At 67.9% G+C, this 13,001-nt stretch carries 10 protein-coding genes; 3 read left to right on the forward strand and 7 right to left on the reverse strand.

From position 1 onward, the window contains the following. Positions 1-22: 22 nt before the first annotated feature. The 5 genes from ON38_RS11930 to ON38_RS11950 all read right to left on the reverse strand — a co-directional run bounded on the left by ON38_RS11930 (position 23) and on the right by ON38_RS11950 (position 5,930). Positions 23-1,000: a glycine betaine ABC transporter substrate-binding protein gene (locus ON38_RS11930; protein ID WP_039824809.1), complete on the reverse strand. Its 978-nt coding sequence runs from the start codon at positions 998-1,000 to the stop codon at positions 23-25. Then, the gene (locus ON38_RS11935) at positions 997-1,776 is read right to left on the reverse strand and encodes an ABC transporter permease (protein WP_051164636.1); all 780 of its coding nucleotides are present in this window, start codon (positions 1,774-1,776) and stop codon (positions 997-999) included. Before ON38_RS11935 ends, ON38_RS11930 begins: the two co-directional genes overlap by 4 nt. Next, entirely contained in the window at positions 1,773-2,942 is a 1,170-nt protein-coding gene (locus tag ON38_RS11940; RefSeq protein WP_039824810.1) for an ABC transporter ATP-binding protein, read from the reverse strand. The genes ON38_RS11935 and ON38_RS11940 overlap by 4 nt, the downstream gene beginning before the upstream one ends. Beyond that, positions 2,935-3,585, reverse strand: coding sequence for an ABC transporter permease (locus tag ON38_RS11945; protein ID WP_039824919.1), 651 nt, complete (start codon positions 3,583-3,585; stop codon positions 2,935-2,937). The genes ON38_RS11940 and ON38_RS11945 overlap by 8 nt, the downstream gene beginning before the upstream one ends. 170 nt (positions 3,586-3,755) lie before the next feature. Beyond that, a complete protein-coding gene (locus ON38_RS11950; RefSeq protein WP_039824811.1) occupies positions 3,756-5,930 on the reverse strand; it encodes an acyltransferase family protein in 2,175 nt (724 codons plus the stop codon). Positions 5,931-6,915: 985 nt separating this feature from the next. Between ON38_RS11950 and ON38_RS11960 the strand changes: the two genes are divergently transcribed. Then, the gene (locus tag ON38_RS11960; RefSeq protein WP_039824813.1) at positions 6,916-8,184 is read left to right on the forward strand and encodes an FAD-dependent monooxygenase; all 1,269 of its coding nucleotides are present in this window, start codon (positions 6,916-6,918) and stop codon (positions 8,182-8,184) included. Here ON38_RS11960 and dmpG read toward each other — a convergent pair. Together dmpG and ON38_RS11970 are read right to left on the reverse strand one after the other, a co-directional pair. Next, positions 8,154-9,203 carry a 4-hydroxy-2-oxovalerate aldolase gene (gene dmpG, locus ON38_RS11965; RefSeq protein WP_039824814.1) on the reverse strand — a complete coding sequence of 350 codons (1,050 nt, stop codon included), beginning with the start codon at positions 9,201-9,203 and terminating at the stop codon, positions 8,154-8,156. The genes ON38_RS11960 and dmpG overlap by 31 nt on opposite strands. After that, positions 9,200-10,078, reverse strand: coding sequence for an acetaldehyde dehydrogenase (acetylating) (locus ON38_RS11970; protein WP_039824920.1), 879 nt, complete (start codon positions 10,076-10,078; stop codon positions 9,200-9,202). Before ON38_RS11970 ends, dmpG begins: the two co-directional genes overlap by 4 nt. A gap of 330 nt (positions 10,079-10,408) precedes the next feature. Between ON38_RS11970 and ON38_RS11975 the strand changes: the two genes are divergently transcribed. Both ON38_RS11975 and ON38_RS11980 read left to right on the forward strand, forming a co-directional pair. Then, entirely contained in the window at positions 10,409-11,317 is a 909-nt protein-coding gene (locus ON38_RS11975) for an MBL fold metallo-hydrolase (protein WP_039824815.1), read from the forward strand. A 294-nt stretch (positions 11,318-11,611) separates the two neighbouring features. Continuing rightward, entirely contained in the window at positions 11,612-12,955 is a 1,344-nt protein-coding gene (locus tag ON38_RS11980; protein WP_051164663.1) for an MFS transporter, read from the forward strand. Positions 12,956-13,001 lie beyond the last annotated feature (46 nt).

The following is a 13,001-nucleotide window of genomic DNA, read 5'->3' on the forward strand; positions in this document are numbered from 1 at the left end:
ACCCTCCTCCTCACCTGGCCGCTCACTGTTCGGTGACGAAACCCTGTGCGACCATCCAGTCGCGCGCCACCTCCGCGGGCTCGCGGCCCGCGACATCGACCTGCCGGTTCAATTCCGTGATCGACTCGTTGGTCAGCAATTCCGAGACGGGTGCCATGACCTCCGTGATCCGCGGATGCGCCCGGGCGAAATCCGCGCGCATCACCAGAGCGGCATTGTACTTGGGGAAGAAGGAGCGGTCGTCGCGCAGCAGGACCAGGTCGAGTCCCGGAATGCGGCCGTCGGTGGCCGCGACCGAACCGAATCCGCACTGGGCGGCGTCGGCGGTCGCCTGATAGACCACGGCGTCCTGGACGATCCGCTTGGGCACCTGCCCGCCGTCGATACCGTAGGCGCGGGTCAGGCCGGGGAAGCCGTCCTGGCGCACATTGAATTCGGTGCCCACGCAGATACTCGCCGCGGCGGGGTCGGTGGCGGCCAGGCGGGCGTAGTCCGACAGGGTCCAGGTGCCGGTGCGTTCCGCGGTGCGCCGGGCGGTCGCCAGCGCGTAGGTGTTGTTCATGGGCGCCATCGCCGTCCACACCATGTCGTGCGCAGCCAGGTCCGCGTCACGCACCGCCGCGAACTGACCCGCTTCGTCCGGGACCGGTTCCTCATTGCCGAGGTAGTTGACCCAGCCGGTGCCGGTGTAGTCGTAGGCGATATCGATCTGCCCGTTGACCTGGGCGTCGCGCAGACTGTTGGAACCCTGGATATTGGTGAGGTCGCGGACTTCGGCCCCGGCCGCGACCAGCGCGTATTCGATGATGTAGCCGAGAATGTTCTGTTCGGTGAAATCCTTGGAGCCCACCGTGACGGTGACACCCGCCAGTTCCGGGACCGGGCGGATACTGCCGGGTCCGACCCGTAGCGGGACCGCGCTTCCCGCCTGGAGACCACATCCGGCCAGTAGCAGTACCGCCGCCAGGAGCAGCAGCCGTGACGCTCGGGCGGTTCTCATCGCAGCCCCCGCGGGCCGAGGAACCGTTCCGCCACCGCGCCCAGCCAGTCCACCAGCAGCGCCAGCGCCACCGCGAGTACCGCGCCGACCACCAGCGTGACGTTATCGCGCAGTTTGTAGCCGGTATCGATCAGAATCCCCAGCCCGCCCGCGCTGACCAGAAACGACAGCGTGGCGGTGCCGACGGCCAGCACCAGCGAGGTGCGCAGCCCGGCCAGGATGTAGGGCACGGCGAGCGGGAACTCGATCCGGCGTAGGACGGTGCCCGCCGACATCCCTTGTCCGCGCCCGGCGTCCACCAGCATCGGATCGACTTCCTGGTAGCCCAGGATGGTGTTGCGCAGGACCGGCAGCAGCGAATAGAACGCGATCGGCGCGACCCCGATCCAGAAGCCGGTGGTGCGGGTGGCGAGGTAGAACAGCACGATCAGCCCGATCGCCGGTGCGGCGGCGCCGATATTGGCGATACCGACGACGACGGGCGCCAACCGGCGATAGCCGGGCCTGGTGAGCAGGGTGCCCAGTGGGACCGCGACCACGACGACGAGCACCACCACCGTGGCGGTGATCAGGATGTGCTGCCAGGTGACGGAGGCGATATTGCCGGCATTGAGGCTCGCCTGCTGGGTGACCGTCAGGTCGCGCCGGAACGCCCATACCAGCACTCCCGTGGTGAGCAGCGCGACGAGCACCGGCTGAACCAGCAACCGGAGCCGCTCGGCGCGCCACTGCGCCGAACGCCGCCCCGGTGCCGCGGGTGCCACCAGGGTGGTCATGCCGGTACGTCCGTCGCCGTGCCGGGCTCGGTCCGCAGCCCGGCCAGGTGGCCGACCAGCGTGTCGATCGTGATCAGTCCCGCGTACTTTCCGTCCGCTCCGGTGACCACCGCGGTCGCGTTCCGGTCGCCGAGCAGTGCCGCCAATCCTTGCTGGAGAGTCGATTCGGCGGGCAGGGTCTCGGCCGCGGTCCCGGCCTCGCCGACCGAATCGGCGTGGGCGAGGTCGGCGGCGGTGATCCAGCGCAGCGGCCGCCCCGCGGTGTCGAGCACCAGGGCGCGGGCCCCGTCCCCGATCGCCGTCCGCGCCACCTCCACCGGAGCGTCCTCGGCGACCGTGGCGCATTCCCCGAGCGGAACCTCCCGGATCCGGGTGAGAGTCAGTTGTTTGAGCGCGGCGTCGGAGCCGGCGAATCCGGCGACGGTCACGTCCGCCGGGTCGGCCAGGATCGCGGCCGGCCGGTCGTACTGCAGGATCCGGGAGCGGTCGCCCAGGACCGCGATCCGGTCGCCGAGTTTCACCGCCTCGTTGAAATCGTGGGTGACGAAGACGATCGTCTTGCCCAGTTCGGCCTGTAACCGCAGCAGTTCGTCCTGGAGCAGGCCGCGGGTGATCGGGTCCACGGCGCCGAAGGGTTCGTCCATCAGCAGGATCGGTGGGTCGGCAGCCAGCGCCCGCGCGACCCCCACCCGCTGCTGCTGCCCACCGGACAGCTGCCGTGGATACCGGCGCCGGTAGGTCTGTGGATCCAGCCCGACCAGTTCCAGCATCTCGTCGACGCGGGCGGCGATGCGCTTGCGATCCCAGCCGATCAGCCCCGGAACGGTGGCGATATTGCGCGCGACGGTCATATGCGGGAAAAGCCCCGCCTGCTGGATCGAGTACCCGATACCGCGACGCAACCGGTCCGGGTCGATATCGGCGGCGTCGCGGCCGTCGATGGTCACCGTGCCGGAGGTGGGCTCGATCAGCCGGTTGATCATCCGCATGGTGGTGGTCTTCCCGCAGCCCGACGGGCCGACCAGGACCACGATCTCACCGGCCGGAATGGTCATCGATACCGCGTCCACGGCCGGGTCCGGCTGTCCCGGATACTGTTTGGTGACGGCGTCGAGCACGATCTCGACCCCGGACACCGCCGCGGCACGGTTCGCCGAATCAGTCACGAATTCCCCTCGAAATGGTGAAACGTCCGACGATGACGAAGATCCCGTCGAGAACCAGGGCCAGCGCGACGATCAGCACGGTGCCGGTGAGCGCCTGCGGTACCGCGTTGGGGCTGCCGAGCCGGGCCAGACCGGAGAAGATCAGATTGCCCAGCCCCGGGCCCTTCGCGTAGGCGGCCAGCGCGAGGATGCCCATGATCAACTGGGTGCTCACCCGCATACCGGTCAGGATCGACGGCCAGGCCAGCGGTAATTCGACCGCGGCCAGCACGCGCAACCGGTTCATCCCGACCCCGCGCGCGGCATCCACCACCGCGGTGTCCACCGCGGACAGGCCGACGAGGGTATTGCGCAGGATCGGCAGCAGCGCGTAGAGCACCAGCGCGGTGACCGTCGGCGCGACACCGAGACCCATGAGGGGGATGAGCAGGCCGAGCAGGGCGAACGACGGCACCGTGAGAACGGTGCCGGCCGCGGCGGTCGCGGCGGCCGAGCCGAGCGGGCTGCGATACACCGCGATACCCACGGCGACCGCCACCACCGTCGCGATGAGCAGGGACTGCACGACAGCCGAGACGTGCAGATAGGAGTCGACGAAGAGCTGGTGCCGTCGTTCCACGACGAAGCTCCACCACGTATTCAGGATCGGACCTCCCGTTCCGGTCTCCAGCGAGGCTATCGCGACCTCGCCGCGCCCGGACGGTTTTCCCAGAGAGGCGCGACCGCCGAGACGGCGGCGCGTGACCACCACAGGCGACGGTTCGTCCGGCGACGACGACATACACCCAACGACGGATCGGCGCCGTGTCCGGATCAGTTGCGGGCGAGCGCGCGGTCGGTGAGTGCGCCGATGATCGGTGCGAGCGTTTCGGCGTAATCGACGGTGAGGTGATTGTCGTCGCGGAAGACCAGGTTGTCCCCGATCACCAGCGGGCAGTCGGAGGGGGTGCAGAAGAGCGAGGTCAGGTCGGCGTACTGTCCACCACCGCCGATGGTCGCCGCCCGCTCGGCCGCGATACCGGCGTCGTTCAGCGCATCCGGTCGTGCCGGGGCGCAGGAGGCGGAATCCTCGAGATGTCCGGACAGGCATATCGGGACATCGGTGTGCGGGTCGGGGATCGACCCCAGCACGAGCACGGCCGCACCGGTCGCGCGCAGCCGGGCGACCAGGCGGTTCAGGCTGTCGAGCCAGGCCGGGTCGTAGGAGACGAAGCCGAAGTCGGCACCATATCGCCGGGACATGCCCACCACGATCAACCGGGGCCGCTCGGCCTGCAACCGGGCCACGATCTCATCGCGCCACTGCGCGCATTCGGTGTACTCCCGGCCCAGGTAAGGACTGGTGATGGGCAGGTCCAGCAGCGGGCAGGTGACCTTGGCCATGATCTCCAGCCGCCAGTGCCGCGCCGCGGTGACCCGCTCGAACGCCGGCTGCCACATCGCGGCATGGGAATCGCCGACCAGGGCCACGGTGGTGGCCGAGTCCGGATCGCCGGAGGCGCACTCGGCCTGGCCCACCTCCCGCCAGGACCGTACACAGCCGTTCACGAACACGTCCGCCTTGCTGCCGGCCGCGTCGGCGAGGGAGGGGGTGAGATTGGAAGGGACGGGGCCGATTGCGGCCGATGCGGCAATAGCGGCCTGCGCTTGCGCGATCTGCTGCCGGACCGCCGCCGCGCCGGGATCCGCACTCGGTGCGACCGGTGCGACCGGTGCGGCGGGTGCGGTGAGAGCGAGGGCCGGAGCCGCCGCACCGCGGCCGGCCGGGACCGGCGCGAGTACCAGTAGTGCGAGCGCCAGGCCCGCGGCAACAGCCGTGATCGCCCCGCCACAGGCCAGGCTGCGCGCGGCCGAATCGCGGAGGGGAACGGCGAAACGAGCCGGATTCTCGACCAGCCACAGCGTGAGCATGGCGAGCCCACCCGCGATCGTGACCGCGCCCAGCGAACCGCCGAGTCCGAGCGGATGGCCGACCACCCAGGGCGCGAGCAGTAACACCGGCCAGTGCCACAGGTACCACGAGTAGGACCCGCGGCCGATCGCCCGAATCGGGCCGAATGCCAGCCCGCGTCCGACGCCGAACCGTGGAGTGACACAGCCGGAAATGATCACCAGTACAGTCCCGGCGACGGGGAGCAGCGCGGCGGCCCCGGGATATCGGGTGTGCTCGTCGTACCAGGTGCAAGCGACGGTGATCAGCAGTAATCCGGCCCAGCCGGCGAAAGCGGCCGGGATTGCCGGCAGCCGGGACCACGCCGCCGCCGACAGCGCGATCGCGCCGCCGGCGGCCAACTCCCAGGCCCGGGTGGGCAGCGAGAAGAACGCCCACGAGGGGAGCGTGCCGGTCCAGAGCAGTGCGGTCGCGCTGGAGAACGCGGCGACGATCAGGAGAACGATCAGGTACGGCCGCGGTGCCGCCGCCCCGGTCCGGTGCCGCCGCGCGAACCACGCCGTCGCGGTGATCAGCACAGGCCAGAGCAGATAGAACTGCTCTTCCACACCGAGCGACCAGAAGTGCTGGAACGGCGACGGGAGCACATCGCCGGCGAGATAGTCGGTGCCGCGCAGGGCGAACCGATAGTTCCCGGCATACAGCGCGCTGGCGATCCCGTCGCCGAGTACCCGGCGGGCCTGCAGGGGTGGCAGCAGTACGGCGGCCGCCACCGCGGTCGTGACGAGGACGATGCCCGCCGCGGGTAGCAGTCGCCGGGCCCGCGCGCCGTAGAACCGGGCGAGCCCGAGAGTGCCGGTGGTCGCCGTCTCTCGAAACAGGATTCCGGTGACGAGGAAGCCGGAAATCACGAAAAAGACGTCCACGCCGACGAATCCGCCACCAACTCCGGGCATGCCCGTGTGAAAAAGCACGACGGCCACCACGGCGACTGCTCTCAGTCCTTCGATATCGGGCCGGAAGTATGTACGTGGCACCGCATCATCGCCGCGGTCCGCTCGCCGATCACCCAATTCTTTGCCGACCGCCAGGGTCATGGGCAGCATTGTTATCGGTCTTGTCGGTGTTGTCACGGCAACGCACCGCGTGTGGATTTTCTGTCCGGGTTCTCCCGGCAGCGCTCGACGCGATACACGAAAAAATCGGGGAGTGTCCGGTCACCGGTGAATCCGATCTCGATGTCGGTCGGTTACCGGTCGGGGTGGGCCGGCCTCGGCCCGACACCGCAGCTGTGGATGGCGAGTGTGTTCCAGGCCCGATCCGCTGATCGGATCGTCGGTGGGGAAGGCGCGTGCTGATGGCAGTCGATGCCGTGGCACGGAGGAAAGGCGAGGTCACCGGATGCCGGACCGGTTCCCGAGCGGCCCGGATTCCGCTGTCGGCCCTGTCAGCCGGATAGTCGGCGGCGGCCGATCTCCGGGAACCCTCAGGAGTGGATGGGCATTGCCGGATCGAAAAACCGTGCAAAAGTCGGGTAATTTGTAGTTGAAAGAACGCGGAAAATTCCAGAGTTCGGCGCGTAGAATTCAAGCGGGTCGGGACAGCATTCTGGAGCCCATCATGACGAGAAAGAATTCACATACGAAGTTCGCCCGGTTGGCGGCCGCCGCCGGTATAGCCGCAGTTGCCGCGATTCCGGTCGTCGCAGCCGCGCAGCAAGCGCCTACCGCGCAGGCATCCTCGCCCACGTCCGCAAGCCAACTCGTCGACAGCCCCGGCTGGGGTAAGGGTGGCGGCTGGGATCGCGGCGATGGTTGGGGTAAAGGCGGCGGTTGGGGAAATGGATGGGGTTGGGGAAATGGCGGCTGGGGTAAAGGCGGCGGCTGGGGTTGGGGTAATGGCTGGGGTTGGGGAAATGGCTGGGGCTGGAGTCCCGGCTGGGGCAATTGGTGGCCCGGCTGGGGTGGCTGGGGCAGCTTCTAGCGGCCGGTGACCGTGCCCGGACATGTGCCGGGCACGGTCGTCTCGAGTACCGATCAGGTGAAGTGAGGTTCGACCGGCCGGCACGGAGCTGGTGACGAGATGAAGATCGTATGCGTCGGTGGCGGGCCTGCCGGGCTGTACTTTGCCATCTCGATGAAGCGGCGCGACCCGGCCCATGCCATCACGGTGATCGACCGCGATCCCCCCGGGGCCACCTATGGCTGGGGCGTCGTGTACTGGGACGACCTGCTCGACATCCTGTACGGCAACGACCCCGAGAGCGCCCGGGCGGTGCGCGCCGGGTCGGTACTGTGGCGTGAACAGGCAATCCATGTGGGCGACGACCGGACTGCGCATTTCGGGGGTTACGGGTTCAGTATGGGGCGCGCGGCACTACTCGACGTACTCTCCCGGCGGGCGATCGATCTGGGCGTCGATGTCCGGCACGGGCGAGAGGTCCACGATCTGTCCGGATTCGACGACACCGATCTCATCGTCGCCTCCGACGGCGCGAGCAGCCGGGTACGGCAGCTGAGTGATCATTGTTTCGGCACGTCGGTCGCCTTCGGCGAGAATCGATATATCTGGCTCGGTACCGACCAGGTCTTCACCCGATTCACCTTCGCCTTCGAACACACCGCGGCCGGTTGGATCTGGTTCCATGCCTACCCATCGGTGGCCGGGAAGATCAGCACCTGCATCGTCGAGTGCCAACCGCGCACCTGGCACGGCCTGGGATTCGATTCCCTGGGGGATCCGGAGAATTCGCGTGTGCTGGAGAACATCTTCACCCGGGTTCTCGGCGGTCACTCGTTGATCAGCAAGGCACGCGGCGAGTTCGCGAAGTGGAGCCGCTTTCCCGAGATCACCAACAAGACCTGGTATCACGACAAGGTCGTGTTGCTCGGCGACGCGGCGCACACGACCCACTTCACCATCGGTTCCGGTACCCGGTTGGCGATCGTCGACGCCGTCGCGCTCGCACAGAATCTGTACGAGCATGCCGAGGTCGCCGACGCGCTGGAGAACTACGACGCCCAGCGCCGCGCCGCGCTACGCCCGATCCAGGCCGCCGCCCGTGCCAGCATGGTCTGGTTCGAACACGCCGACCGGTATCTCGACCGGAGCGCCGTACAGTTCGCCTATGCGATGGCGGCTCGGCACGGGCCACAGGTGCCGTGGCGATACCAGGCGCACCTGCTCACACAGGTACCCGCCGTGCGCAAGGTCCGGCGTGTCATGGACTCCGGACAGCGGTGGTGGCGGGCCGCCCGACGGGGGGAACTCGCGGTGGCACCACCCGCGCCGCGACGCCCACCCGGGCCGATCCCGACCGATCAATCGCCGCCGGGACCTCCGGGCAGATAACTCGAGGTGCGGCCGGCGAGGTCGGAGGCGACGTCGAGGATCATGTCTTCCTGGCCGCCGATGACGCCGCGCCGGCCCAGCTCCAGCAGGATGTCGCGGGTGGGAACGCCGAACTTCTTCGCCGCCCGCTTGGTCGGATGGAAGAAGGTCGAGTAGACGCCGGCGTAGCCGAGAACCAATGCGGTCTCGTCGACGATCTGCGGTTCGTTCATCAGCGGTGCCACAACGTGTTCGGCGGTATCGATCAACGGGAACAGGTCGACGCCTGTGTCCCACCCGGCGCGTTCGAAAGCCGCTGCGAGGACCTCGGTTTGGGCGTTTCCGGCGCTCGCGCCCAGACCACGCAGGGAACCGTCGATGAAGGTGGCACCGTTCTCGGCGGCGACGAGAGCATTGGCGATGCCGACACCGAGGTTGTTGTGCGCGTGGAAGCCGATGTCCGCGGAGATCGCCTGTCGTAGGGCGGCCACCCGCTCGGCCGCGTGCCGGGGGACCATCGCGCCCGCCGAGTCCACGACGTAGACGACGTCCGCGCCGTAGGAGTCGAGTACTGCTGCCTGCTCCGCGAGAGGTTCGGGCTCGAGTTTGTGGCTCATCATCAAGAAGGTCATCACGGTCAGGCCGCGGTCCTTGGCCCAGTGGATCGGCTGCTGCGCACAGTCGGCCTCGGTGCAGTGGACCGCGACGCGGACCGTTCCGATTCCGGCCTCGGCGGCCGTCTGCAGCTCGGCGAGCGTGGCGATCCCGGGGACGTAGAGGGCCGCGATGGTGGCATTGTCGACCGCGTCGACGGCGGCACGGATGTATTCGGGATCGGTCGCGGCCGCGAAACCGTACTGGATGGACGAGGCGCCCAATCCGATACCGTGCGCGACCTCGATGGTGTCCACACCGGCCTTGTCGAGGCCGCGGGCGATATCGGCGACATCGCGGGGGGTGAACCGATGCGACACCGAGGACATGCCGTCACGCAGGGTGGTGTCGACGATCGTGACCTTCTTCTGTGCAAGGTTGTTCACTGTGCTGCTCCGGGGGTGAGGTTCTGCTGGGCGATGACGTCGGCGACCCGAACGGCGGCGGCGGTGATGATGTCCAGGTTTCCGGCATAGGTGGGGAGGAAATCGCCGGCGCCGACGACCTCGAGCATCACGGTCACGAGGTCGCCCTCGACGTCGACGAGGCGTAGCGAGTATCCGGGGACATAGCGGCGCACCTTCGCGACCATGTCCACGACCGCCCGCTCGATGGCGGCGGCGTCGGGGTTGCGGACCTCGGCGTAGACCGTGTCGCGCATGTTCATCGGCGGTTCGGCCGGATTGATCACCGAGATCGCCTTGGCACGGTCGGCGCCGGCGACCCGGACGAGCGCTTTGCCGGTCTTCTCGCTGAACTCGCTGAGGTTCTGGCGGGTGCCGGGCCCGGCGCTGTGGGAGGCGATGGCGGCGACGATCTCCCCGTAGGAGGCGTCGGCGACCTCGTTGATCGCGTACAGGATCGGGATGGTGGCCTGGCCCGCGCAACTGATCATGTTCACATTGGGCGAGGCCAGGTGCTCGTCGAGATTCACCGCCGGCACGACATAGGGGCCCACGGCGGCGGGAGTCAAGTCGATGGCGGTGATACCGCCCTCGGCGTATCCGGGTGCCGCGGCGGCATGCACCTTCGCCGAGGTGGCTTCGAAAACGATATCGGGGAGTTCGGGCCGCGACAGCAGCCAATCGATGCCGTCGGCGGAAGTCTCGAAACCCTCCCGGCGGGCCCGTGCCAGCCCTTCGCTGTCCGGGTCGATCCCCACCATGTACTGGAGTTCGACGTATTCGGAGCGCTGCAATTTGTACATCAGGTCGGTTCCGATGTTCCCGGAGCCGACGATGGCGGCGGTTTTGCGAATCATGGAGGTGCCTCTCACTGGAATCTGCTCGGCGTCGGCGAGACCCTGTCCTTCGCCGACGCTGTGCGAAGCGTCGGCGGTCCGCGCGGGTCTCCCTCGACCGGTCATCCGAGAGGGAACCACCGGGAGGCCGGCGATCGGACCGATGAGCGGAATAGCCGGACAACCGCGGCGCGCGCCGCCGTCGGGATCGGCTTCGCCGGACGCGAGCCGGAACAGACCATGGTGACTCCGGCGATCCGGGACCGATGATCGGGACGCCGCGGTCGCGGTGCCCGGTTCCGCGCAGGAGGATCCGCGGGACCGATCCGTGACCGGGAGGAGAGTGGTGCGGTGACCTTCACCGTCGACATAGGGGTAGCGCGCGTCCGGCAGCTCACCGAATTGGCACGCTGGCCGTTCCCGGTGACGAGCCTGTTCCCGGCTGCCGACGAGCGCGCCGAGCGCGTCGCGGCCGCCTTGCCGCCGCGGTTCGTGGACCCCGGGACAGGGGATCTGATCCTTGCGATCCACACCTACGTGATCGATATCGGTGATACGACGCTGGTGGTCGACACCGGTAACGGCAACCACAAGGAGCGGCCGAATCTGCTTCCGCACCATATGTTCGACACCGACTGGGAGGAGCGGTTCGCCGCGACCGGGCACACGCCCGCCGAGGTGGACCTGGTGGTGAGCACCCATCTGCATCCGGACCACTGCGGCTGGAACACCCGGCTCGTCGACGGGGCGTGGGTGCCGACCTTCGAACGGGCCACCCATGTGTTCGGCGCTGTGGAACTGGCCGAACTGCAGGCGCTGGTGGCAAGCCCGCCGCCGGACCCCGTGGTTTCGGATCTCGTGCGGACCTATCACGACAGCATCCGGCCGGTTCTGGAGCAGGCCGCGTGGATCACGGTCGACGACGGCCATATCCTCGCCGAGGAGGGTGACACAAGTGTCGTCCTCCGGTCGGGGCCCGGCCACACCGCCGGTCATCAGATCGTCGAAATTCGTTCCCCCGACCGCAGCGCGGTCATCTCCGGGGACGTCGTCCACCACCCGATCCAGTTCTGCTGCGCCCATCTCGTCCAAGGGGGAGACGTGGACCCGCTCGCGGCCCGCCGCACCCGCGATGCCCTTCTCGAACGCTGCGCACGGGAGGGCCTGCTGCTGATGCCCGCCCACTTCCCGATGGACGCGCCGGTGGTCGTCTCGTTCGATGACGCCGGCCGGCCTTCGGCACCTGCTCTGCTCATCTGACCGGTACCGCGGTGGTGCACTCATCCGTCGTACGCGATCGCGTACGACGGATGAGTCGTGTCTGTCGTCCTTCCGGTCTGCGCTGTGCCCGCAGAGCGCGGTATCGAACCGGGTCGGTACCCCGCATCAGGGGCCTGACCTGCCGAAACTCCTGCCACTTTCACCAGGGCCCGTGACGTCTGCCGAACCGAGTTCCGATGAACGGGACTTTACGATTGGGAATCCGGTAGTGCGGCGCGCATCGTTCTCGTGTCGCGCATCACAGTGGATGCGCTGAAGAACAAGAGGTGGAAGATGCGCCGGCAAACTACTCCGGCCGAGGTCCGGGACCCGGTGGGCGCTCGGACGATCCGTAAGGTGATGCTGCGGTTCATGCCGATCATCGGATTGGCGTACATAGTCCTGTATCTGGACCGGCTCAATATCGGTGTCGCCGGCCTGACGATGAACGGGGAACTCGGAATCTCCGCGTCGATGTTCGGCTTCGCGGCGGGCATCTACTTCTGGAGCTACACGGTCTGCGAGCCGCCGAGCAACTACATCCTCACCAAAGTCGGGGCGCGGCGGTGGATCACCCGGATCATGATCACCTGGGGGATCGTCACCATCGCGACGGGATTCGTGCAGGGGGCGACGACTCTGGTCGTGTGCCGGTTCCTGCTCGGTATCGCGGAGGCGGGATTCTCGCCCGGCATGCTGTACTTCGTCTCCCGCTGGTTCCCGAACCAGGACCGCGGCCGGTCGATGTCGTGGATCGTCGGTTTCATCTGCCTGTCGGGTCTCGGCACGCCGATCACCACGCATCTACTGGAGATGGACGGATTCCTCGGCTTGTCCGGATGGCGGTGGGTTTTCATTCTCACCGGTGTTCCGGCGGTGATCATGGCCGTCGTCTGTTTCCGGGTGCTGCGCGACACCCCCGCCGAGGCGGAGTTCCTCACCGACGAGGAACGCGGCTGGCTCACGAACAAGCTCGACGAGGAGGCCGCGCACACCGAGTCGGCCGCCGGCTCGCACAGCTTCTGGCAGGGCCTGGTGCATCCTCGGGTCCTGGTCCTGATCTCGGTGTTCATCTGCTTCACCTTCAGTCTGAACGGCTTCCAGATCTGGATGCCGCAGATCTACCGGCAGTTCGGCATGACCAACACCCAGATCGGATGGGTCGCCGCCCTGCCCGCGCTGCTGGCGATCGGGCCGATGATCTGGTGGACCCGGCACAGTGATCGCCGCGGCGAACGGCCGGTGCACTTCGCGATCGCGGCCGGTGTCGCCGCACTCGGATTCGGGCTCGCCGCGCTGTTCTTCCAGACTCCGGTCGTCGCCGTCATCGGCTTCTGCGTGGCCGGCATCGGCCTCTACAGCTCGATGGGCATCTTCATGACCATGCCGTCCAACTTCCTCACCGGGGTGGCCCTGGCCGCCGGATTCGGCGTGATCAACGGTATGGGCAATCTCGGCGGCTACTTCGGTCCGCAGGTCACCGGCTGGATCAAGGACACGACCGGCAGCTTCACGCCGGCGATCAGTGTCTACGCCCTGGTCCTGGCGCTCGCCGCGGTGATCGTCCTCGCGCTGAAGTTCGCCACGCGCGATTCGCGTTCCGCTGCCGGCGTGAGCGCCGGGATCGAACGGGTCTGACCTCTCCGAACCGGTCGGGCAAGTCCCGATGATCGGTACGAATTCG

It is taken from the genome of Nocardia testacea NBRC 100365 (assembly GCF_000308775.1).
Lineage (GTDB): Bacteria > Actinomycetota > Actinomycetes > Mycobacteriales > Mycobacteriaceae > Nocardia > Nocardia testacea.

What these genes read in the sequence shown, in the direction of transcription:
- ON38_RS11960 (WP_039824813.1), top strand. Translation starts at nt 6,916, where the DNA reads ATGAAGATCGTATGCGTCGGTGGCGGGCCTGCCGGGCTGTACTTTGCC.
- ON38_RS11935 (WP_051164636.1), bottom strand. Translation starts at nt 1,776, where the DNA reads ATGACCACCCTGGTGGCACCCGCGGCACCGGGGCGGCGTTCGGCGCAG.
- ON38_RS11980 (WP_051164663.1), top strand. Translation starts at nt 11,612, where the DNA reads ATGCGCCGGCAAACTACTCCGGCCGAGGTCCGGGACCCGGTGGGCGCT.
- ON38_RS11950 (WP_039824811.1), bottom strand. Translation starts at nt 5,930, where the DNA reads ATGACCCTGGCGGTCGGCAAAGAATTGGGTGATCGGCGAGCGGACCGC.
- ON38_RS11970 (WP_039824920.1), bottom strand. Translation starts at nt 10,078, where the DNA reads ATGATTCGCAAAACCGCCGCCATCGTCGGCTCCGGGAACATCGGAACC.
- ON38_RS11930 (WP_039824809.1), bottom strand. Translation starts at nt 1,000, where the DNA reads ATGAGAACCGCCCGAGCGTCACGGCTGCTGCTCCTGGCGGCGGTACTG.